We start from the raw sequence: 21,000 nt of genomic DNA on the forward strand, positions 1-21,000 counted from the left end.
GTCTGAGACCGATGGCCGCCTCGATGGGCGGCCGCGTGAAGCTACGCGCGGAGAGTGGCCGCCGGGTCGGCGGGCCACCAGCGGTGCAGGTGCGCGAGCATGCGCACCACCCTACGCGGTCGCCGCGGAGGGCGGAAGTGAGAGCTTCACCCCGCCGGGCCGGATAACGTGACCGACGATGACCATACTCGCACTGGACCTGGGCACCTCCTCGGTACGTGGCCTGGTGCTCGACGAGGCAGCCCGGCTGCTGCCCGGGGCGTTGGCCCGGCGGCGGGTGCGCCTCGCCATCGGCGAGGATGGCGCCGGCACCCTGGATGCGCAGGGTTACCTCGCCTGCCTGGGGCAGTGCCTGGACGAGTTGGCCGCCGGTGGGCATCTGGACGGCGTTGACCTGGTGGCGACCTCCGCCCAGTGGCATTCGTTGCTCGCGCTCGCCGCCGACGGCACCCCGATCGGCCCGGTGCTCACCTGGCTGGACACCCGACCGGTGCCGGCACCCGGGCACCCCGGCCCGGCCGACCCGGAGGCTTTTCACCAGCGCACCGGCACCTGGTGGCATCGCTGCTACTGGTCGGTCCGGCTGCCGTGGCTGCGGGCGCGAGTCGATGGCCACGCCACCCGCTTCGCCGGGTTGGCCGAGTACGCCCTCAGCGTGCTGCTGGGCCCGGTCCCGATGTCGGTGTCGCAGGCCTCCGGCACCGGCTTGCTCGACCTCGGCTCGATGGGCTGGGACCCGGAGGCGTGCGCGCTGGCCGATACCGGCCCGGGGGAGTTGCCGGAGTTGGCGCCGGTGGGCTGGCAGGGTCGGCTGCGCTCGGAGTACGCGCGTCGCTGGCCGTCGCTGGCCGAGGCGCGGTGGACGGCCCCGATCGGCGACGGTGCCGCGTCGAATATCGGTTCGGGCTGTGTTGATCCGGGGCGGGTGGCGGTGACGGTGGGTACTTCGGCGGCGGTCCGGGTGGTGCGGGCCGTCGTGCCGGGGGAGCCGCTGCCCCGGCTGGCACCGAGCCTCTGGCGGTACCGGGTCGACCAGCGGCACATCGTCACCGGGAAGGCGTACTCGGCCGGGGGTAACCTCTTCGCCTGGGCCAACCGGGAGCTGCGGCTCCCCGAACGGGCCGAGCTGAATGCGGCCCTGGCCCGGGTGCCCGTCGTTGGTGGCGGGCCGGCGGCGAACGTCGGTTTTGGGGGCGACCGGCCACCCGGACTGGCTCCGGCGGGGTCCGGAGCGTTGGCCGGGCTCGGCTTCGGCACCACCGCCGTGGAGATCCTGGCCGGCCTGATGCGGGGCCTGAGTGAACAGGTCGCGGTGGACTTGGCTGTCCTGGAGTCAGAGCTGGGCTCGCGGCCGGTCGAGGTGGTCCTGGGCGGCGGGGCGATGGTGGCGTCCGAGTGGTGGCGTCGGGCGTTCGCCGTGGCCCTCGCTCCCCGGCCGGTCTGGCACCAGCGGAACCCGGAGATCGGTGCGGTCGGCGCGGCGCTGGTGGCACTCGGTCGGATCGGCGACGCGGCCAGGGCCGCCGATCTGGACCGAACCGGCGAGCTGACCGCTCCTTCCTGACCTCCGTGCCACCGACGCCGTCGCACCGCTCCCCGGGTGGGCGCGGGCTGCGCTCGCGGTTCAGAACCCGCCCGTCGCGATTACCTGGCGGTACCAGTGCGCGCTGTGCTTGGGTACTCGGCGTTGAGTTGGGTAGTCCACGTAGACCAACCCCCAGCGCTGGTCGTAGCCTTCGGCCCACTCGAAGTTGTCCAGCAGCGACCAGACGTGGAAGCTCTCCAGTGGTACCCCGGCGGCGATGGCGCGGTGTGCGGCGGCTAGGTGGTCGCGGAGGAACTGGATCCGCCCGCCGTCGTCAACCGTTCCGTCGGCGGCGAGGGTGTCGGGGGTGGGCAGGCCGTTCTCGGTGACGGTCAGTGGGATCGGGCCGTAGTCCCGGGTGACTCGGGTGAGGATGTCGTACATGCCCTCGGGGTAGATCTGCTGCCAGGAGGCCTCGGAGGTGGGCCAACGTCGCACAGTTGTCCCGGTGGCGGTGACGTAGTACGGGGTGTAGTACTGCACCGCCAGCAGGTCAACGGGGGCGGAGATGATGCCGAGGTCGCCGTCGTGGATGCCGCGGACCATCCGGTGGTCGGGGCCGAGGTCGTCGAGCACGTCCTGGGGGTAGCGGCCGGTGAGCGTCGAGTCGAGGTAGAGCCGGTTTTCGTAGCCGTCGTAGCGCCAGGCGGCCTCGGTCGCATCGGGGGAGGAGTCGGCCGGGTAGCACGGGTGCAGGTTGAAGGCCGGGCCGATGCGCCCGGTCCCACCGCCGGCCCGGTAGGCCCGAACGGCGAGTCCATGTGCGAGCTGCAGGTGGTGCGCGACCAGATAGGCGGCCTGTGGGTCCTGGCGGCCGGGGGCGTGGTGGCCGGAGAGGTAGCCGTTCTGTACGACGGTCTTCGGTTCGTTGATGGTGAGCCAGGTCGGCACCTGGTCCCCGAGGGCACGGAAGAGGTGTTCGGCGTAGTCGGCGAAGCGGTGGGCGACTTCCCGGGATTCCCAGCCACCCCGGTCCTGGAGGGCCTGGGGGAGGTCCCAGTGGAACAAGGTCGCCACCGGCTGGATACCGCGGTCGTGTAGTCCGTCGAGCAGACGCCGGTAGAAGTCCAGCCCGCGCTGGTTGGGCGCACCGGTGCCGTCGGCCTGGATGCGGGGCCAGGCGATAGAGAACCGGTAGCTGCGCAGGCCCAGCTCGGCCATGAGGTCGAGGTCCGCGTCGTACCGGTGGTAGTGGTCCGCGGCGATGTCACCGGTGTCGCCGTTGCGGATCCGTCCGGGGGTGTGGCTGAAGGTATCCCAGATCGACTCGCCCCGGCCGTCCTCTTTGGCCGCGCCCTCGATTTGGTAGGCGGAGGTGGCGGCTCCCCAGCCGAAGTTGGGCGGGAAGCGCAGGGTGCCCGCCGGAGGGCGCTCCGAGCGGTCGGGGTGCGCGCTGTGAGGGAGTGTGGACATCGGGGGAGTCTCCTCTGCTAGTTCTGGACCGGACCGGGAGCGCTCCCAAAGAACAGCGTACGCCTCCGGTCCTCCCGGCGGGAGCCCGGGAGCGAGGGGATTCTCGGCAGGGTGTGGGGCGACGCGCGCCCGTCACGCTATCGCCGGGGCGCGGGATGGGGGCGGGGGAGGGCAGCCCCCGCCCCCATCGGTGCTGGACACGCTGGGGTCCGACGGTGGCGTCCGGCCCTGCGTGTCACGTGGGAGCCGGGTCACGCGAGTGGCTTGCGGATTCACCTCCTTCCACTGTGGAAGTGAGAGTCGAGATGGAAGCGCTCCCAGCATTCTGGTGCGACTGTAACCTCTTGTAACTGTCTTGTGAAAGTGGCTTAATAAAATTGAAACATCTGACTGAATTGATGTCGTCGGTCTTGTGGGAGCGTTTCCAGGCATGGCAAGCTGGTGGTTGAGCCGCCGTCGCGGGAACGCGGGGCCGAGGGCAGCCGGGAAGTCCGGTGCGGACCCGAGGTGGACGGGCGCCGTCCACGCCACGTCACCGGCCCCGGCCTTGGCCGGGGGTCCTTAACCCCGGGCGCCTCGCCCACTGCAGGAAGAACGGCCAGGCGCCTCGCCGGAGTCTGGGCTCCGGCCTGGTCCGAGGAGACACCGCGCATGAGACCCATGAACCGACGTCGCGGCTGGGCGATAGCCACCGCGACGGTACTGGCGGTAGCCGGCGGGGCGGCCCTACCCGCGCCGGCCGTGTCGGCCGCGCCCGCCTGCGACGTCGTGTACACCACCAACGACTGGGGCAGCGGCTTCACCGCGAATATCGCCCTCACCAACCTTGGTGACCCGATCGCCGGCTGGACCCTGCGGTTTGCCTTCGCCGGTAACCAAACCATCACCCACGGCTGGTCGGCGCGGTGGAGCCAGAGCGGCAACGACGTCACCGCCACCAATGAGTCGTGGAACGGCAATCTCGGCACCGGCGACACCGCGCAGATCGGCTTCAACGCCGCCTACAGCGGTACCAACGCCGAACCGACCTCGTTCTCCGTCAACGGCGTCCCCTGCGGCGGTGCGCAGCAGCCGCCGACGGTGTCGCTGAACGTGCCGGCTGGGCCCTTCGAGGCACCGGCCGACGTGCCGCTGACGGCCACCGCCAGTGACCCCGACGGGAGCATCAGCAAGGTCGAGTTCTACCGCAACGGTCTGCTGGTCAACACCGACACCACCGCCCCGTACGCGTACACCCTGCCGGGTCTGCCGGCCGGCTCCTACACCGCGCAGGCCAAGGCGTACGACGACACCGGCCTCAGCGCCGTCGCGGAGCAGTCCTTCGTCGTCGCGCCCGCCGCTGGCCCGCAACTGGTCGCCACCCCCGCCACGGTGGGCGTACCGGAGGGCGGCAGCGCCACCGTGACCTTGACGTTGACTGCGGCACCGGCCGCGGACGTCCAGGTGGGACTCGCCCGTACCGGTGACCCCGACCTCACCGTCGCCCCCACCACACTCACGTTGACCACCGGGAACTGGAACACCGGTGTCGACGTGACCGTGTCGGCGGTCGAGGACGCCGACACCGCCGGGGGGAGTGCGACGATCACCGCCTCCGCCGCTGGCCTCACCCCCTTGGCGATGACCGCGACGGAGATTGACAACGACGTTCCCGGGGGCGACAACGAGTACATCGCGCGGTTCCTCACCCAGTACGGCAAGATCAAAAATTCGGGGTACTTCAGCCCCGAGGGGGTGCCGTACCACTCCATCGAGACCCTGATCGTCGAGGCACCGGACCACGGCCACGAGACCACGAGTGAGGCATTCAGCTTCTGGCTCTGGCTGGAGGCGCAGTACGGCCGGGTGACCGAGGACTGGGCGCCGTTCACCAACGCCTGGACGGTGCTGGAGAACTACATCATTCCTTCCTCCGCCGACCAGCCGACCGCGGGCGCTCCCGGCACCGCGCAGTACGCCGCCGAGTACGACCTGCCCAGCGAGTACCCGGCGCAGCTGCAACCGAGTGTCCCGGTCGGCCAGGACCCGTTGCGAGCTGAACTCCAGTCCACCTACGGCACCGGTGACATCTACGGCATGCACTGGTTGCTCGACGTGGACAACACCTACGGCTTCGGCCGGTGCGGCGACGGCACCACCCGGCCGGCGTACATCAACACCTTCCAGCGCGGGCAGCAGGAGTCGGTCTGGGAGACCGTCCCGCAGCCGTCCTGCGAGACCTTCACCCACGGTGGGCAGTACGGCTTCCTGGACATCTCCGTCCAGGAGCAGAACGCGCCGGCGAAGCAGTGGAAGTACACCAACGCGCCGGACGCCGACGCCCGGGCGGTGCAGGCCGCCTACTGGGCGCTGACCTGGGCCACGCAGCAGGGCCGAGCCGAGGAGGTGGCGGCCACCGTGGCCAAGGCCGCCAAGTTGGGCGACTACCTGCGGTACGCGATGTTCGACAAGTACTTCAAGCGGATCGGCAACTGTGTCGGGGCGTCCACCTGCCCCGCCGGCAGTGGTCGGGAGTCCGCGCACTACCTCCTGTCCTGGTACTACGCCTGGGGTGGCGCGTACGAGCCGGGTCAGAACTGGTCGTGGCGGATCGGCTCCAGCCATAACCACTTCGGCTACCAGAACCCCTTCGCCGCCTGGGCCCTGACCACCGTGCCGGAACTGGAGCCGAGGTCGCCGAGCGCGACCACCGACTGGGCCCAGAGTTTGCAGCGGCAGCTGGAGCTGTATACCTGGCTTCAGTCCGCCGAGGGTGCGATCGCCGGTGGTGCGACCAACAGCTGGGGCGGCCGGTACGGCCAGCCGCCCGCGGGCACGCCGACCTTCTACGGCATGTTCTACGACGAGAAGCCGGTCTACCACGACCCGCCGTCGAACCAGTGGTTTGGCATGCAGGTCTGGTCGATGCACCGGATCGCCGAGCTGTACCTCGAGACCGGTGACGCCCGGGCCGAGGCGTTGCTGGACAGGTGGGTGCCGTGGGCGATCGCCAACACCACGCTGGGCGCGGACTGGTCGATCCCGGCCGAGCTCACCTGGTCGGGGCAGCCGAACACGTGGAACCCGACCAACCCGGAGCCGAACACCGACCTGCATGTGGAGGTGACCGAGACTGGCCAGGACGTCGGCGCCGCTGCCGCCTACGCCCGGACCCTGACCGCGTACGCGGCGAGGTCGGGGAACGTGGCCGCGAAGAACACGGCCAAGGGGTTGTTGGACGCGCTACACGCCGCCAGCGACGCCCTGGGTGTGTCGACGGTGGAGACGCGGGGCGACTACGAGCGCTTCGATGACGTCTACGATGCCGGCACTGGGCAGGGCCTCTACCTGCCGCCGGGCTGGACGGGCACGATGCCCAACGGCGATGTGATCGAGGCGGGTAGGAGCTTCGTCGAGATCCGGTCGTTCTACCTCAACGATCCGGACTGGCCGAAGGTCCAGGCCTATCTGGATGGCGGCGCCGAGCCGACGTTCCGTTACCACCGGTTCTGGGCTCAGGCCGATGTCGCGATGGCGTACGCCGACTTCGGGCGGCTCTTTCCGAACGACTGACCGTAGATTCAGGAGGGAATCGGACACTTCCTCCTCGGGTTGCGGGGTAGGCGCGAGCGGAGGCGGGGTGGTATGGGGGTGTCCGATCGGCTTGGCCTGAAGATGCCCGATTGGCCGGAGTACGCGCAATATGCAAACGGGCCGAAATTAGTGTGCCCCCAGGAGCGCGGAGCGGATCCCGACGGGGTAATGTACGTCACCGGAGAGGCCGCTCCCCCCGTGGCGGCCTCTCCCTTTCTGTCTAGCCCGGGTTGCCCGCCGACTCGCGCTGCGGCGCCTGTTCGGTCGGTGCCGATGCCGTACCCGGGAGCACCGGATGCCGTATCCCCGGATGGTCGGCCGGCAGTGAACGGCGCACCACCACCCAGCTCACGCCGAGGACGGCGGCCACCAACGGCCAGCTCAGCGCAACCCGGGCCACGCTCAACGCGACCACCTGGCCACCGAGCCACAACGGCAGAAAGGCCGAAACCCGCAGCAGGAAGCTGGCGGTCCAGACCCAACTGCCGCGCCCGTAGGCCCGCAGTAGCGCCGGGTCGCGGCGCCATCGGGTCCGCTGTCGCAGCGCGATGCCGAGGACCACACCCAGTAGCGGCCAGCGGATCACGATGCTGACCATCCAGGCGAGTGCGCTCGCCGCGTTCGCGAGGAGCTGCACCAGGAAGAAGTCTTCGGCTCGTCCGGTCCGAAGTGCGATCAGCGCGCCGACGCAGACGGCGAGCAGGCCCACCAGTACTGATCGGGGCCGATCTCCACGGTGCCATCGCCAGCCCGCCACGGCCGCGCCGGTCACCAGCGCCGCGCCGACCCCGATCTGCAGCGACTCGCCACCGAGTAGCCAGCCGGCCGCGAACGCCACCGGCGGCACCGTGGCGTCGATCGCGCCACGTCGCCCGCCGAGTAGGTCGGTGAGGGACTCCGGCTCTGGCGTCGGCGTCTGGTGCTCCGCAGTGCTGCCCACTTGCTCCCCTCCCGTGGTCACGACCAGCACGGTCGACCGGGTTGGCGGGGGCGAACCGGTGGACCGACCTCCAACCTAGTACGGCTGCGGCAGCGGGTGATCAGCTGGTGACTTCCCCTGTGTCGCCTATTGCCCGCACTGCGGCAAAGTTCCTGTTTCAGGCCTGCCCGGGTCGCGAATTAGTACTGCTATCAACGGTTTGCCATCGTGGTGACTTTGGCCACCCATCTGGTGGTAATCGGACAAAAGGGTGTGTCGGGTCGGGCGGATCGCAGGATGGTGCGCCTTGCCAAGTAATTGAAATATGTGAATACTTCAGTTGCGTCCCGGCCGTTTCCCCCGTTCGGCCGGGGTTGATCCACCGGCCCCGCCGCCCTCGGCGTGGGCCCTTCCCTCCAACACCCCCAACGGAGGTGTCACATGCGACCCATGAGGTTGATGTTGCGTCGTGTCGCGGCGGTGGCCGCGGCCGGAACCCTGGTGGCCGGAGCGCTGATCGGCAGCCCCGCGCAGGCGGCAGCCCCCAACGCGTCCCCGGAAGCCGCCGCTGACCTCGCCGAGCAGCTTGGCGACCGGGCTGCCGGCGTCTACGCCGAGGCCGACGGCACCGTCGTCGTGGCCGTGACCGACGCTGCCGCCGCCCGGCAGGTCAGCACCGCCGGAGCCACCCCGAAGATCGTCGAGCGGGGCGCCGCCGAGTTGCAGCGCGCCACCGCAGAGCTGGAACGCTCAGCCAAGATCCCCGGCACCGCCTGGTGGACGGACCCGGCGACCAACCAGGTCGTCGTCTCCGTCGACAGCACGGTGACCGGCGCCAAGCTGGCGCGGGTCGAGGCCGCCGTGGCCCGCAGCGGCGGTGCGATGCGCATCGAGTCGGAGGCGGGTGTGTACAGCACCCGGATCACCGGAGGCGAGGCGATCTACGGCGGCGGCGGTGTGTGCTCGCTCGGCTTCAACGTCCGCAGCGGCAGCAACTACTACTTCCTCACCGCCGGGCACTGCACCGACGTGATCTCGAACTGGTACGCCAACAGCTCGCAGACCAACTACCTCGGCCCCACCGCCGGGTCCAGCTTCCCCGGCAACGACTACGGCATCGTCAGCCTCAGCGGCGGCTACGAGCCGGGCTACGTGTACCTCTACAACGGCAACTACCAGGACATCACGTCCGCCGCCAACCCCTTCGTCGGCCAGTCCGTGCAGCGTTCCGGCCGGACCACCGGTCTGCGCAGCGGCTCGGTTACCGGCCTCAACGCCACCGTCAACTACGCCGAGGGCACGGTCTACGGCCTGATCCGCACCAACGTCTGCGCGGAGCGGGGCGACAGCGGCGGCTCGCTGTTCAGCGGCTCCACCGCACTCGGCCTCACCTCCGGTGGTAGCGGCAACTGCTCCTTCGGTGGCACGACCTTCTTCCAGCCAGTCGTTGAAGCCCTGAACGTCTACGGCGTCAACGTCTACTGATCCAACGGGCGGTAGGGGCGGCGGACGCCATCCGATGCCCTGCCACAGTCGACGATCAGTAGCTCAGGACGGGTAGTGCCAGGGAAGGCCCGGCTTCCTCTCGGGAGGCCGGGCCTTCTCGCTGGCTGCTGGTCAGTGCTGTTTGGTGTAGGTGACGAATCTGCGCCATGCCGTCGGGTCGAAGGTGAGGGCGGGGCCGGTCGGATCCTTGGAGTCCCGAACACCCACAACATCCGGAAGGTTGTCGGCAACCTCCACGCAGTTCCCTTGGCCCGAGCTCCGGCCGGACTTGCGCCACATCGCGTCACTGAGCCTAGTCATAGTACTTCTCCTTGATCGTGAGTAGGGCTTTCCGGGAGTTGTCGGCGTCCAGCGCTTGCGCGGTCAGCGCATTCCAGGCGTCAGCGTACGTTCGCACCTCCGCTATGCGATCGAGGTAGAGGGCACCGGACAGCCCTTCATTGTAGACCGTGGTCGGCTCGGAGGGCCGAAGCCCGATTTTGGGGAAGTCCAGGATGACAAAGCTTCCCGAAGTCGCCACCTGGCTGAGCTTACTGGCGAGGGGCACCACCCGCACGGAAATGTTCGGGGTCGTGCTGGCGTCGAGCAGTCGATTGATCTGCGCGCGCATCCCGGGCACGTTCTTGTGCAGTAGCGCCTCTTCCAGGACGACGTCCAGGATTGGGGCGGCGGGCCGCTTCCGGTGCAGCAGACGCTGCCGCTCGGCGCGTAACTCCACGAGCTTTGCCACCTCCTCCGAAGGAAGGTCCGGCCTGGTGCGGATGGCCTGCTCGGCGTACGTCGGAGTCTGGAGCAGCCCTGGCACGACAGCATGCTCGTAGGTTCGGATCCGGCTGGCCGCTGACTCCAATCCGACATACAGCTCGAACCAGCGGGGGATCGCCTCGCCGTAGGAGTGATACCAGCCCTTACTCTTCGACTCCTTGGCGAGGCTCTTCATGACCTCCGTCATCTCGGCTGACGTTCCATACAGCCGGCACATTTGATCAACGTCCAACACGCGGACGGGTGCCTGCCCCGACTCGATGCGATACATCTTGGCGCGGGACCATTCAAGATCAGCGGCAGCGGCTTCCAGCCCTATGCCGGCCTGTTCCCGTGCTTGTCGAAGCAGCCTGCCAAGTTGCCGCCTCGGCACTGTCGATCCGACGTCGGTCATTGTTGGGTCTCTCCCTGTCTCATCCTGATGCGCTGGCCGGCATGTCATGAGATGGCATTCGCATCATTCCCTAAAAGGGCCGTCCTGCATAGAGGCTCATAGTGCGAGACGTTGCATCCGAGATTGATTGCGCTGATCGTGGGCTACAGGGCAGTGGGGGAATCCACCACCCGGGGTAGAGCAAGGACCGCCGTATGCCTTTTCCAACAGGAGCATCATGAGGACAGCTACTAAACACCAATCCCTTGACCGATTGCCGCAGCGCGCACGTCGAACCACGCCGTCTGACTCCACCAGTAGCGATCAGCTCGCGGTCGTGACCAGGGTCGATTCGGAGCAGCGGCTGCCGCCCGGCGGTGATGTCGGCTGCGCTGGTGTCGGCTGGGTGCGTCCGAGCGACGACGTGCTTGCGGCCGTACTGGTGGGGCTACGGAGGCTGTGATGGCCGACGACAGCAAGCCTGCTGAGGTGCGGGCCAACCATGATCCGCACGGCGCCCCGCCGTTGGCCGATGGTGATCGAGTACGGCGAGCCGCCCCGTCGGTGCCCACCCCGCCACCGACTACCAGGCAGAAGGTGGTGGCCATCCTCATCGTGGTGATCGTCGTCGCGGCCATTGTGATCGGGGCACTGCGGTGACCGCCCAGCCGGCAGATCGAGGTGGTGGGCGGTGGGGTGCTGGTCGGAGACGCCGTCAGCCATCGGTCGGCCGGGCGGTCGGGGTAGCCCCGGTTGGCTACCCGCCGACAGTTGACGAAGCGGCGTTACGCGTGGTCCTGCTCGCCGCGCTGGCGCGGATCCGGGCCTCCTGATGGCGAACGAGCGGCACCTGCCGATGCGGCCCTTGTGGGGCTGTGACATCTGTCGGGCCGATTGGCCCTGCCCCGCTGCTCGCCGTGCCCTGTTGGCCGAATACCACGACGACCGCATCGCGCTACGTGTCTACCTCGCGGCGCTGATGGCGGAGGCCGACGTACAACTGTCGCAAGTCCACCGAAACGCGGATCTGTATCGCCGGTTCCTGGCTTGGGCGTAGCCGCGCGCAGGTCAGGTCAAGCCCGGCGAGCTCGGCGGGGCGTTCGGAAAAGGCAGTGATTGAATTCTTGTCGTCCCACCAGGGTCTGGTCCTGCCGCCACCGCTGGCCGAATTCCTCGGCGGTGCCCCTGCACTCGCGATCTTGTTCCCAGAGTGTCCACTCGCAGTCGGCCCGCACCGGCAGCAGGTGGAGCGGCGAGCCGGGTGGGGCCGTGGCGGCGACCGACCGCGCGAAGTCGAACATCGCCTCGTGCGAGCCACCCCACGTTCTGCAGTGGGAGGTCAGCTGGGAAACCTGCCCATCTCGATTCCCGGGTCCCGTCGGATCAGCTCCGCCCACACCTCACTTCCCGGGGGCGCTTCGGTCGATCATGATTCGTGGCCGGTGCGCCCACGGGGTGGGGTCCTCGGGTGCGAGGTGCGAGGTGCGAGGCCAGGTTGATGGCCTGTTCGGCCAGGGGCAGGAGGCGGTCGAACTCGGCCCACTGCTCTGGGCGGACGGTGGAGGCCCAATGTCCGCCGCGTATCTCCCAGGCTCGTTCTCGCAACGACCCCGCACGTACGAGCTGGGCATCCGGATCGTCGGGGCAGCGTGCAGCCCACTGGTCCGCCCAGGTCCCCCCGGTGTCGATCTGGCCCGTCTGGGGATCGGGCTTTGGGCCCGACCCCCGAACAGTCGACTCCGCCAGTACCCGGACGTACCGCGCCCGTCGGTCGTAGTCGCCTGATGTGGCCTTCAGTGCCTTCCGGGCCGGCTCGATGTTGTCGTCATACCGTGCCTGATCGCATATCTTGCGCAGCTCGGTGTCGTCCTGTGCCAGGCGGTAGTCGATCTGAAGGGTCAGCAGTCGCCACAGGGTCAAGATCACGGCGTGATGGTACTGCTGCCGGGGTGGCTGCCACAGGGCTGCAAGGGCTGAACGGAGGTCAACCGAAGCGCTGACTTCTATCGCCGTTTCATCGCCTGGGCATCGGCGGACGAGTTCGGTGTGCACCAGGGTGATGTGACCGTGGCACTACCAACGAGCCCGTCCACCAGGAAGCGGCTTGAGCCACTGCGGCCGTTGCCTCCCTGATCGATCGCGCCGACGCGGCAGCAGGCGAAGGCCCGAGTCTGTACGTGGTGACCCGGTCACTGGGCTCTACCGGAACGGGACAAACCCGATGGACGATGCGTGGGAGGCCTTCGCCATGACCTTTAGCGACCAATTCCCATTCGCTGAAGCTTACTAGCCAAATCACCGAAAACGCCCTTGGCGCGACAGCTCCGGCGGGTTTCGTATTAGGAGCGAATAGCAAATTCACTTGCTGCGGGAACCCTGGTCTTATGTTGCCTTGGCGGGATGTGTAGAGTCGCTGATCACTCTATTGTCGACACGGGGGTTGCCATGTTTGCTGTCCGTGGCCGGGGTGGATGGGCTGACCGTTCTCGCTTGTTGGGCAGGGCGAGGGTAGGGGGCTTGGCTGCGGCGGTGCTGGTGGGGTTGTTGCCGGTGGTGCAGTTGGGTGAGCCGGTGGCGGCGGACCCGGTGACCGCGCCGGATGGGTCTGTTTCGGTGGCTGGTGTTGGTGTGCGGGAGGCGGATCAGGGGCCGGATCCGGACGATCGGCAGGCGGTGACGGAGCCGTTGCCGGCGGCGGAGTTCCCGGCAGGGGGTGAAGCGGTTCTTGACTTGGAGGGTAGCGCCGCCGACTCGGAGGCGTTCGGGCTGACGGTCGAGCGGGCCGAAGAGCCGGCCGGGCTGAGGGTCGAGCGGGCCGAAGAGCCGGCCGGTGTTGGCGTCTTGGACGGCGGCGTGGCGGTGGACGAGGTCGACACGGTACATGTGCGATGGTTTGACCGGGCAGCGTCGGTGGGGTTGGGCAGCGCGGGTCCTCTGTTCACGTTGCGCCGTGCGGACGGGGGAGCGGCCTCGGGCGCGTTGCGGGTGAAGCTTGACTACTCTGCATATGCGCAGGCATACGGAGGGTCGTTCGCGGATCGGTTGACGTTGGTGCGGTTGCCGGGTTGCGCGGCGACGTTGCCTGAGGTGGCGGAGTGTTCTGCGAGGCCGCAGTGGGTGTCGTCGGTGAACGATCCGGCTGCGGAGACGTTGACGGCGTTGGTGGACATCGGCGGTGACCTGAGGGGTGCCGGTAGGTTCACGGGCGAGTTCGCGGGTCTATCGGCGGACAGCATGGTGGCTCCAGCAGGTGTTTTCGCGGTGGTGGCTTCTGCTTCGGGTGGGTCAACCGGGTCGTACACGGCGACGGATCTGAAGGAGTCGGGTTCGTGGCAGGTGGGGGCGAGTGCCGGGTCGCTTTCGTATTCGTACCCGCTGCCGGAGCCGTCTTTGCCGTACGGGCAGACGTTGGGGTTGGAGGTGTCCTACAACTCGTCGTCGGTGGACGGGATGACGCATGGGACGAATAACCAGTCTGGTCCGGTGGGGTTGGGGTGGACTCTTTCGCCGGGGTTCATCGAGCGGGAATACAAACCCTGTCCGGCGCATCCGAGTGAGATGTGCTGGGAGTCGCCGGATGACCATGATGGTGAATCTGACACCAACGACCAGGGTTCGGCGTTGATGACGATCTCGCTGCAGGGGCAGTCGACGAAGCTTGTGAAGACCACGAGCGGGGTGTGGAAGACCGTTGACGATCTGGGCTGGCGGGTGGAGTTCCTGTCCGGTGGCGCGGAGAACGACGGCTATTGGAAGGTGTGGACGCAGGACGGCACGGAGTATCGGTTCGGGTATGAGCGGGACTCGGTGTGGAAGATGAGTTTCTTGGGGGATGAGGCGGGGGAGCCGTGTAATGGCTCGTATCCGAGTTCGTGTCGGGATCCGTGGCGATGGAATCTGGACCGGGTTTCGGACCCTAACGAAAACGACACGACTTTGGTGTGGAAGCGGGAAACGAACCACTACAAGCGGGCGTTGACCGGGTCGATCCTGGAGTACGACCGTGGCGGCTACCTGGCGGAGGTGCTGTACGCGAAAAATGCGACCGAGGATGGTGCGATTCCGGTTGGTCGGACGGTGTTTAGCTGGGCGAGCCGGTGCGTGGAGCGCACTGCCGAGGAGGACCCGCTTAACAACACTCCACCGTCCTGTCCGTCGACGTCGTCGAGCCCGTCGTCATATCCGGACGTGCCGTTAGACCTTTCCTGTGGGTCGTCCTCGTGCAGCAACTACAGCCAGTCGTTTTTCTCGACCCGAATTCTGGACCGGGTCACGTCGTATCAGTGGAATGCGGGTTCGGGGGCGTGGAACAACGTCGGCCGGGTGCAGCTGCGTTACAAGGTGGTCAACCCGACTGGGTTGACCGACCGGGTGTTCATCCTGGACTACATCCGTCCAGTCGGATTGATCGGCCTGGACACCAACAAGGTTGATCTGCCGCCGGTGAACTTCGACTACGTCGACGGGGTACAGCCGAACTACCGTGATGGTCGGGTCGACTACGACGAGGCTGGGTTAGGCGTGTCGGCGATGCGGATGCCCCGGCTCCTCGTGGTCCGCAACGGTTTGGGCGGCCGCACCGAGGTCACGTACGGCACGCAGCGACCGTGCCCGCAGGGCGGGTCGAACAAGTCGGGCTTCGACACCTGGCACGACGGCAAGGTGGGCAACTGGGACGTCAACACGCAGGACTGCTATCCGATCTTTCATACTCCACCCGGCGCCGAGGCGGGTTTCGGAATCTTCCACAAGTACCTTGTTAAGAAGGTCGTGGTAAAGGATCAGGTGGGTGATTCCCCGGACCAGGTCACCCAGTACGACTACTCGGTCGGCACGCCGGCGTGGAAGACACTGCGCAGCCCCCTGATTCCCAACGAGCACGAGACGTGGAACCTGTTCGCCGGCTACGACAAGGTCCGCGTCGTTCAGGGCTCCGGCACGGACCCGTCGAAATACACGGTGTCAATGTCGAAGTACTTCCGCGGCATGTACCACGACTTCTACGGTCCCAGCCGGGGCGACGAGATCAAGGAAACCAAGATCACCGACTGGGCCGGTAACACCTACCACGACCACTACGCCCGAGCCGGACTGGTTCTGCAAACCCAGCAATACCGCATGACCACGTACAACGCCAACCCTGCCAATGCCGCCTACGCCGAGGTCGCCAGTACCCGCTACGACCATGAGATCCAGGGCAGCCTCGACGGCCCTGGCTGGTGGAATCCCCGCCAGGTGAACCCGGGTCTGGAAAACCATCGGGTCCTGCTCGACGACGGCAGCTGGCGGGAAACCTCACAGCGCACCATCTACGACTCCACCTACGGGCTGCCGACACGGCTGCAGCAGTACAACCAGGTCGGTGTCGACGACAACACCTGCACCTCGTACACCTACGCCCAGCGCGACGAGCCGAATTCCTGGTATCTGATCGATTACCCGGAACGGGTGGAAACCTGGTCCGGTGACACCTGCGGCTCGGGCACACTGCTGTCCCGTACCGTCGCCTTCTACGACTCCTACACCGTCGAGGGCTCCCAGAAACCGTTCGACGGCAACGTCGCCGAGGTCCACACCTACCACGACCCCACCAGCTACGTATCCAGCGGCCGTAACACCTACGACAACATGGGACGCGTGGTCACCTCGACCGACGCCACCGGGCTGACCACCACCACCAGCTACAGTCCTGCGATCAACTGGCCGGACAACGGCATCACCAGCACCATCGGTGGCGGGTTCAACCACACCACCACCACGGTCATCAGCCGATACACCGGCAATCCATCCAAGGTTACGGATCAAAACGGTAAGGTCACCGAACTGCTCTACGACCCGGTCGGTCGTCTCGCCGAGGTGTATCTACCCGGGCAGGCCAAGTCCTCCGGGGTGCCGTCACTACGGTTCGGCTACCACATCACCTCCAGCGGCATCGGCCAACCCACCGCCGCCGCGCGGATCCGGACCGAGACGCTGCAGTCGCACGACGGCAGCCCCGTCTATCTGAGTTCCTACCAGTACCTCGACGGGCTCGGCCGGGCCAGAGAAAGCCAGCAGCCCGGCCCGAACGGCGGACGGGTCGTCACCGCCACCACCTACGATCCACGCGGCAACATCGCCGCCACCACCCAACCGTTCCACAACAGTGCCGACGCCGGGAACGGACTGGTCAACCCCGACCTCACCACCGTCCCCGCAGTCCAAGAGACCCGCTACGACCACCTCAACCGTCCCACCACCGTGGTGGACAAGAAACTCGGCGCCGGATGGCGGCAGACGACGAACACCTACTACGGCGACCGCAACATGGTCGTCCCGCCGTCCGGAGGCACCAAGACCGTCAGCCACCACGACGTGCGCGGCAACACGACACGCGTGGACCAATACGCCTCAGCCTCCGACCCGGACGCCTACCAGAGCACCACCTACACCTACGACCGGCTCAACCAACTCACCGCCCTCGTCGATCCTGCCGGTAACACGTGGACCAACACCTACGACCTCGCCGGCCGCCTCACCGACAAGACCGACCCCGACGCCGGTGCCAGCAGCACCCACTACGACACCGCCGGTAGGGTCGCTCACACGATCGACGCCCGCGGCCAAAAGATCTCCACCGAGTACGACGGCATGTCCCGCACCAAAGCCCTCTGGAGCGGCGACGTCAACACCGGTGAGCGCCTGACCAGCTACCTCTACGACAGCATCGCCAAGGGACAGCCGACGGCCACCACCCGTTGGCATAACGGGAACGCCTATACCACCGCGGTCACCGGATACACCGACCGCTACCAGCCCAGCGGCACCACTGTCACCATCCCCACCGCCGAAGGTGCCCTCGCCGGCACCTACACCAGCAGCACCGCCTACGACCTCACCGGAAAGACCGTCCGGCAGACCCTGCCGGGCATCGGAGGCCTCCCGGCGGAAACCATCACCACCGAATACGACACCAACGGCTACCTCCAATCCACCACCGGCCAGATCGCCGGCTCACCCGACATCCCATACCTCGCTGAAACCGCCTACTACCTCCACGGACCCGTTCACCACACCCTGCACGGCAACCCAGGCAGCCAGATCCGGCAAACCAACACCATCGACACCGGTACCGGTCGACTCGACAACCACGACGTGGCCACCGAAGACCCTGCCACCCCCGGCACCTTCACCAGCCGGTTCACCAACAACTACACCTACGACCCAGCCGGCAACATCACCGCAATCGCCGGCCAAACCGACGGCATCACCGACCAAGCCGAATGCTTCACCTACGACCAACTCCGTCGACTCACCCAAGCCTGGACCCAGAACACCGCGACCTGCACCAACCCGCAACGCAGCGGTGCTGACCCCTACCACCGCTCCTGGACCTTCGACGACCTCGGCAACCGGCTCACCCAAACCGACCACAACGACACCACAGGCAACACCACCTGGACCTACAACGTCGGCACCAGCCACGGCACCACCGCCCACCAGGTTGCCTCCATCACCGCCACCGGCCCCCAAGCCGAAACCCCCACCCGAGCATTCACCTACGACGACGCCGGCAACACCCTCACCCGCACCACCCCCACCGGCGACACCCAAAACCTGACCTGGAACCCCGAAGGCCGACTCGACACCCTCACCAACAACAACGACACCACCAGCTACATCTACGACGCCGCCGGCAACCGGCTCATCACCCGCGCGCCCGACAAAACCACCCTCTACCTCGGCGGCACCGAACTCGAACTCCCCACCGGCAGCACCCAGGCCAACGGCACCCGCTACTACAATGGCAACGCCGTACGCGACACCACCGGCCTGAAATGGACCATCAACAACCACCAAAACACCAACCAGATCCAAATCGACGCCGACACCCTCACCACCCAACGCCGTCGCACCATGCCCTACGGCGAAAACCGCACCACCCCACCAACCCCCTGGATCGGCACCAAAGGCTACGTCGGCGGCACCACCGACCCCACCGGCCTCACCCACCTAGGCGCCCGCCAATACGACCCCACCCTCGGCCGCTTCATCAGCGTCGATCCCATCATGGGCCTCGCCAACCCTCAACAATGGCACGGATACGCCTACTCCAACAACAACCCCACCACCTTCAGCGACCCCAGCGGCCTGTACTTCGAAGAAGGTGTCAACGGTGATGGCCGTCGCGCCTACGGCACGAAAACCGCTTCCGGAAAAAGAAAAACCAAAATTGCTTCTAACCCAAGAAAGGATTCGCTTGAGCTAATCGGCGAGTCGACCCTCGGTGGTGAACCGGGCGTCGATCTCGCAACCGTGAACGAGCGCGCCTATGCCGGCTACCAGGGTCGTCGCTTCAGTCAACTGTCGCCGCGCGAACAGCGGGAGGTGATGAGCTATACCTGGTGCTACAACAATCCGACGGCCTGCGAGGAATACACGTCGGCCGACACGGACGCCATAATCAACTTCTTGTTCGAGTTCACAAGTATTCCTGATGCTATCGACTGTGCAGGGGGGTCCGGTAGCGCCTGCGCCTGGGCTATTGGCGGGCTGCTGGGCGGCCGAATCGGCCCGGCTGTAAAGTTCATCCGGGCTGCCGACAAAGCCTTCGGCGCCGCTAGGGCTGCTTGCAGCTTCAGCGGCGACACCGCGGTACTCATGGCCGACGGCAGCACCAAACCAATCGAAGACATCAGCGTCGGCGACCGCGTGTTGGCCACTGACCCCGAAACCGGCGAGGAAGGCCCACGCGAGGTAACCCACCTCTGGATCCACGAAGACCAGCTAGTCGATCTAAACGTCGACGGTGGCGACATCACCACAACCGAAGACCACCCCTTCTGGAACGAAACCGACCAACAGTGGCAGGAAAGCCAGGAACTCGACCACGGCGACCTACTTCGCACCGCGGCCGGTGAGACACTCGCCGTCGTTGGCCTCGACTGGGCCACTACCCAACACGATACGGCCTACAACCTCACCGTCGCCGACATCCACACGTACTATGTGGTAGCCGGCAACACACCGGTCCTCGTTCACAACACGAATGGGTGCGGAACTGCGGCTGCTGGTTGGGCCAACAAGGCTAACTTCGCTGACAACAAAACCCTCAGTAAAAAGTACGATGCGCACGCTGCGGACTTCGGTATTACTGGAAATAGGAACAAGGCCAATCTTGCTGCGTTTGAGGGTGCGATGCGCTCGCACATGACTGCGCCCGGCACGAAGATCTACAGGTTCAATTATCGAGGGCAAGGCCAGGCGGTAGGGTTTATTGATCCTTCAACCAACAACATGGTCATGTTGAATGCAGGAACCGGAAAGTTCTGGACCGCATATAGACTTGGTGACAACCAGTTCTCTGGCATTGTCAACAAGGGCTACCTCCGGTAGCCGGGAGGCATTGATGAACATGCAGAAGCCGAAGGATCGTGCCTGGTCAGCTCCGTCCGAGGTGACGCCGGGCACGGGTGTGGCGTGGCAGCTTCGACTCATGAACGATCTGGTCAACGGGCAGATGTCAGGCCCAGAGTTTGCGAGAGCGTGGCTGTCTGCCCGGCGCCGGGTGTTGGACGGTAACGAGCGAGTTCGGGAGAACTTCGAACGCATCCTCTACGACGTTTTCTATCTGCTGGACGATTATGTTATTGACCCCGCGCTTCGCGGCCCTGGTGACATCACAGATGAGCAATTGGTCGACCGAGTGCGCGACTCTCTCGAACGGCTGAGGGGGTTGGAACGCAAATAGTCGCATGATTGACGCCTGCCTTAGATGCCTGGTTGTTCGCAGATGGTGGCGGGTGTTCGATAACAGAGTGTCGCCACTACCGTGCGCATTGATGCAACTCCGTTGTGCGCTGGTGGTCGTGGTTGTTCGCCCTGGTTGCTGTCACGGACTTGCTACGTATGTAGATTGATGGATGCGAGCTGTCCGCCCGCGACGGCTGCTGAGTGTCCGATGGCACGGCGCGCAGCGTCGTGGCGCCGATCCCCGGAAGCACCTCGCGCCTTGACTGGTAAAGGGATTGCCACGGTCTGCACCACCCATGTGTCCGTACTTGGGATGCCTTACCGGATTCAGAGTGACTTGTTGCGTGGGTGCGTGCGCGCGGGCCGGAACGGCTGTAGCGCGTGCGCGCGGCCCGGCTTCGGCCGGGCCGCTTCTTGATTAGGTGAAGCAACTTTTAGCCCAGTGGCTCCGTCGGCGGCGGGTTCGCTTGGTCGGGGTCTCGGGCTGCGCCGCTTCTTCTCATGTCAAACGGTACCGCATGGTACGGTGTGGTGCATGACGAGGATTACGTTGCGGGAGTTCCGTGATGGCGCGGGTCGGGTGCTGGACGGGGTTGAGCGCACTGGTGAGCCGGTGATCATCACGAAGTACGAGCGGCCCGTGGCCGTCCTGGTGGGTATTGACGAGTGGGAGGAGATTGAGGCGTTCCGGGATCGTCGGGACGCTGCGGTGATTGCTCGGTCCCGTGCCGAGGGTGAGTTCGTGTCGTTGTCGGCGGCTCTGGAGTCGCTTGGGGTGGATCCTCGTGAGGTGGAGGCGCTGCTCGCCGACCGGGCCGGCGGTGCGGCGGCGTGAAGGTTCAGATCGACCGGGACGTGCTGGTGTGGCTGCACAAGCAGCCCCGCAACGTCTTCCTGACCGTCCTGAGCGCGATCCTCGGCCTGGTCTCCGACCCCGCGCCCACAGAACTCGACCGAGATGCGCGACGGATCCGGGCGCCGATTGCGCGTCGGTGACTACCGCGTCCTCTACCGCCTCGACGGCAACGAGCTGACCATCCACGCCGTCGGGCACCGCAAAGACGTCTACTCATGAGCCGTCCCGCGTCCCTATCCGGCTGCAATGGGCTCACGGCCAAGGACCACCACTCACCG

General features: G+C 66.5%; 15 protein-coding genes and 1 pseudogene. 11 read left to right on the top strand and 5 right to left on the bottom strand.

Annotated elements, in window-relative coordinates:
• Nucleotides 1-178: 178 nt before the first annotated feature.
• Nucleotides 179-1,564 carry an FGGY family carbohydrate kinase gene (locus B116_RS0110945; protein WP_027660116.1) on the top strand — a complete coding sequence of 462 codons (1,386 nt, stop codon included), beginning with the start codon at nucleotides 179-181 and terminating at the stop codon, nucleotides 1,562-1,564.
• 60 nt (nucleotides 1,565-1,624) lie between these two features.
• Here B116_RS0110945 and B116_RS0110950 read toward each other — a convergent pair whose 3' ends face one another.
• Nucleotides 1,625-2,998: a GH1 family beta-glucosidase gene (locus B116_RS0110950; RefSeq protein WP_027660117.1), complete on the bottom strand. Its 1,374-nt coding sequence runs from the start codon at nucleotides 2,996-2,998 to the stop codon at nucleotides 1,625-1,627.
• Between the two features lie 660 nt (nucleotides 2,999-3,658).
• Here B116_RS0110950 and B116_RS0110955 point away from each other — a divergent pair.
• Nucleotides 3,659-6,550, top strand: a complete 2,892-nt coding sequence (locus tag B116_RS0110955) for a glycoside hydrolase family 48 protein (protein WP_027660118.1) — start codon at nucleotides 3,659-3,661, stop codon at nucleotides 6,548-6,550.
• 241 nt (nucleotides 6,551-6,791) lie between these two features.
• Here B116_RS0110955 and B116_RS0110960 read toward each other — a convergent pair whose 3' ends face one another.
• On the bottom strand, nucleotides 6,792-7,511 hold the full coding sequence (locus tag B116_RS0110960) for a DUF3159 domain-containing protein (RefSeq protein WP_027660119.1): 720 nt from the start codon (nucleotides 7,509-7,511) through the stop codon (nucleotides 6,792-6,794).
• Between the two features lie 420 nt (nucleotides 7,512-7,931).
• Here B116_RS0110960 and B116_RS0110965 point away from each other — a divergent pair, with 420 nt between their 5' ends.
• The gene (locus tag B116_RS0110965) at nucleotides 7,932-8,975 is read left to right on the top strand and encodes a S1 family peptidase (RefSeq protein WP_026321649.1); all 1,044 of its coding nucleotides are present in this window, start codon (nucleotides 7,932-7,934) and stop codon (nucleotides 8,973-8,975) included.
• 132 nt (nucleotides 8,976-9,107) lie between these two features.
• Here the strand turns inward: B116_RS0110965 and B116_RS0110970 are convergent, their stop codons facing one another.
• Nucleotides 9,108-9,296 (bottom strand): DUF397 domain-containing protein, encoded by a 189-nt coding sequence (locus B116_RS0110970; protein ID WP_026321650.1) that lies wholly within the window; start codon nucleotides 9,294-9,296, stop codon nucleotides 9,108-9,110.
• Nucleotides 9,289-10,155 (bottom strand): helix-turn-helix domain-containing protein, encoded by an 867-nt coding sequence (locus tag B116_RS0110975; protein ID WP_082312784.1) that lies wholly within the window; start codon nucleotides 10,153-10,155, stop codon nucleotides 9,289-9,291. The genes B116_RS0110970 and B116_RS0110975 overlap by 8 nt, the downstream gene beginning before the upstream one ends.
• A gap of 316 nt (nucleotides 10,156-10,471) precedes the next feature.
• Between B116_RS0110975 and B116_RS28640 the strand changes: the two genes are divergently transcribed.
• Genes B116_RS28640 through B116_RS0110990 form a run of 4 tightly spaced genes read left to right on the top strand, consistent with a single transcriptional unit; the run spans nucleotide 10,472 to nucleotide 11,191 of the window.
• The gene (locus B116_RS28640; RefSeq protein ID WP_018721840.1) at nucleotides 10,472-10,597 is read left to right on the top strand and encodes a hypothetical protein; all 126 of its coding nucleotides are present in this window, start codon (nucleotides 10,472-10,474) and stop codon (nucleotides 10,595-10,597) included.
• Nucleotides 10,597-10,794, top strand: coding sequence for a hypothetical protein (locus B116_RS0110985; RefSeq protein WP_018721841.1), 198 nt, complete (start codon nucleotides 10,597-10,599; stop codon nucleotides 10,792-10,794). Before B116_RS28640 ends, B116_RS0110985 begins: the two co-directional genes overlap by 1 nt.
• On the top strand, nucleotides 10,791-10,967 hold the full coding sequence (locus B116_RS27820) for a hypothetical protein (RefSeq protein WP_188116018.1): 177 nt from the start codon (nucleotides 10,791-10,793) through the stop codon (nucleotides 10,965-10,967). Before B116_RS0110985 ends, B116_RS27820 begins: the two co-directional genes overlap by 4 nt.
• Nucleotides 10,967-11,191: a hypothetical protein gene (locus tag B116_RS0110990; protein WP_027660121.1), complete on the top strand. Its 225-nt coding sequence runs from the start codon at nucleotides 10,967-10,969 to the stop codon at nucleotides 11,189-11,191. The genes B116_RS27820 and B116_RS0110990 overlap by 1 nt, the downstream gene beginning before the upstream one ends.
• Before the next feature lie 326 nt (nucleotides 11,192-11,517).
• On the opposite strand, the gene B116_RS28250 is transcribed toward B116_RS0110990, so the two are convergent.
• On the bottom strand, nucleotides 11,518-12,060 hold the full coding sequence (locus B116_RS28250) for a DUF4034 domain-containing protein (RefSeq protein ID WP_223874562.1): 543 nt from the start codon (nucleotides 12,058-12,060) through the stop codon (nucleotides 11,518-11,520).
• Between the two features lie 591 nt (nucleotides 12,061-12,651).
• Here B116_RS28250 and B116_RS25015 point away from each other — a divergent pair.
• The 4 genes and pseudogenes from B116_RS25015 (at nucleotide 12,652) to B116_RS27455 (ending at nucleotide 20,941) form a co-directional block, all read left to right on the top strand.
• Nucleotides 12,652-19,509 (top strand): polymorphic toxin-type HINT domain-containing protein, encoded by a 6,858-nt coding sequence (locus B116_RS25015; protein ID WP_188116019.1) that lies wholly within the window; start codon nucleotides 12,652-12,654, stop codon nucleotides 19,507-19,509.
• Between the two features lie 13 nt (nucleotides 19,510-19,522).
• Nucleotides 19,523-19,864, top strand: a complete 342-nt coding sequence (locus B116_RS26570) for a colicin immunity domain-containing protein (RefSeq protein ID WP_188116020.1) — start codon at nucleotides 19,523-19,525, stop codon at nucleotides 19,862-19,864.
• 537 nt (nucleotides 19,865-20,401) lie between these two features.
• Nucleotides 20,402-20,701 carry a type II toxin-antitoxin system Phd/YefM family antitoxin gene (locus B116_RS0111010; RefSeq protein ID WP_188116001.1) on the top strand — a complete coding sequence of 100 codons (300 nt, stop codon included), beginning with the start codon at nucleotides 20,402-20,404 and terminating at the stop codon, nucleotides 20,699-20,701.
• A pseudogene (locus B116_RS27455) lies at nucleotides 20,698-20,941 on the top strand (type II toxin-antitoxin system RelE family toxin). The gene B116_RS0111010 and the pseudogene B116_RS27455 overlap by 4 nt, the downstream one beginning before the upstream one ends.
• The last annotated feature ends 59 nt before the right edge of the window (nucleotides 20,942-21,000 follow it).

The sequence above is a fragment of the Salinispora fenicalii genome (assembly GCF_000514815.1).
In the GTDB taxonomy this organism is placed as follows: Bacteria; Actinomycetota; Actinomycetes; order Mycobacteriales; family Micromonosporaceae; genus Micromonospora; species Micromonospora fenicalii.

Excerpts from the sequence above, each read along its gene's own strand:
- B116_RS0110945 (WP_027660116.1), top strand. The coding sequence starts at position 179 with ATGACCATACTCGCACTGGACCTGGGCACCTCCTCGGTACGTGGCCTG.
- B116_RS0110950 (WP_027660117.1), bottom strand. The coding sequence starts at position 2,998 with ATGTCCACACTCCCTCACAGCGCGCACCCCGACCGCTCGGAGCGCCCT.
- B116_RS0110955 (WP_027660118.1), top strand. The coding sequence starts at position 3,659 with ATGAACCGACGTCGCGGCTGGGCGATAGCCACCGCGACGGTACTGGCG.
- B116_RS0110965 (WP_026321649.1), top strand. The coding sequence starts at position 7,932 with ATGCGACCCATGAGGTTGATGTTGCGTCGTGTCGCGGCGGTGGCCGCG.
- B116_RS0110970 (WP_026321650.1), bottom strand. The coding sequence starts at position 9,296 with ATGACTAGGCTCAGTGACGCGATGTGGCGCAAGTCCGGCCGGAGCTCG.
- B116_RS0110975 (WP_082312784.1), bottom strand. The coding sequence starts at position 10,155 with ATGACCGACGTCGGATCGACAGTGCCGAGGCGGCAACTTGGCAGGCTG.
- B116_RS0110985 (WP_018721841.1), top strand. The coding sequence starts at position 10,597 with ATGGCCGACGACAGCAAGCCTGCTGAGGTGCGGGCCAACCATGATCCG.
- B116_RS0110990 (WP_027660121.1), top strand. The coding sequence starts at position 10,967 with ATGGCGAACGAGCGGCACCTGCCGATGCGGCCCTTGTGGGGCTGTGAC.
- B116_RS26570 (WP_188116020.1), top strand. The coding sequence starts at position 19,523 with ATGAACATGCAGAAGCCGAAGGATCGTGCCTGGTCAGCTCCGTCCGAG.
- B116_RS0111010 (WP_188116001.1), top strand. The coding sequence starts at position 20,402 with ATGACGAGGATTACGTTGCGGGAGTTCCGTGATGGCGCGGGTCGGGTG.